Source organism: Bacillus sanguinis, from assembly GCF_018332475.1.
Taxonomy (GTDB): domain Bacteria; phylum Bacillota; class Bacilli; order Bacillales; family Bacillaceae_G; genus Bacillus_A; species Bacillus_A sanguinis.
The window spans coordinates 1-574 of sequence record NZ_BOQB01000413.1; the positions used below are offsets into that span (position 1 = coordinate 1).

Consider the following 574-nt stretch of genomic DNA (forward strand, 5'->3'; position numbering starts at 1 on the left):
TTATATTGATTTGCCATGTTTTCAAACATTTTTTCTAATTCATGTAACGATTTGTTTTCCATTTGTTTTCGTAAATTTTCTCGGTCTTGTATTGCTTCATTCATACTTTTACCATGCAATATATGTAACCACACTTGATCTGTAATATAAATATGCACAAACGTATCCTTGATTGATGGAAATACACTCTGTATCTGTTCAGTAAAAATCGTCTCATAGTTTGGTAATTCTTTTAGTCGCTCGAATAATCGTGTATTAGCCCAAGCATGGTAATCCACTTGTTTTAACATGTACTCTTTCAATCAAAATCGCCTCCTTATTGTATGAAACGAATAGTTTGTTCCTTCATTTCTGATTCTCTATCAGCCTTTACAATTCCTTTTTCTTCAATTTCACGTTTATCTATAGTTTTATATTTTACATGCGTATGAAATTCCATTTGAAATGGAAACGGGGTAATGCGAATTGTTTCCTCATCTATCCATTCCGCTTGAATAGGTTTCTCCTCTTTCCTATTAAACATTTCTGTTCCTTCAAAACCATCTTTAAACAAATCAATTTCATTTTTCTTTTC

2 protein-coding genes are annotated in these 574 nt (G+C 31.4%); both read right to left on the reverse strand.

Annotated elements, in window-relative coordinates; genetic code table 11:
- Positions 1-302 (reverse strand): DinB family protein (locus tag KI369_RS26965; RefSeq protein ID WP_274382487.1); only part of this gene is annotated, 302 nt, incomplete at its 3' end.
- Between the two features lie 14 nt (positions 303-316).
- A partial coding sequence (locus tag KI369_RS26970; protein ID WP_212958626.1) for a DUF3891 family protein occupies positions 317-574 on the reverse strand: 258 nt, incomplete at its 5' end.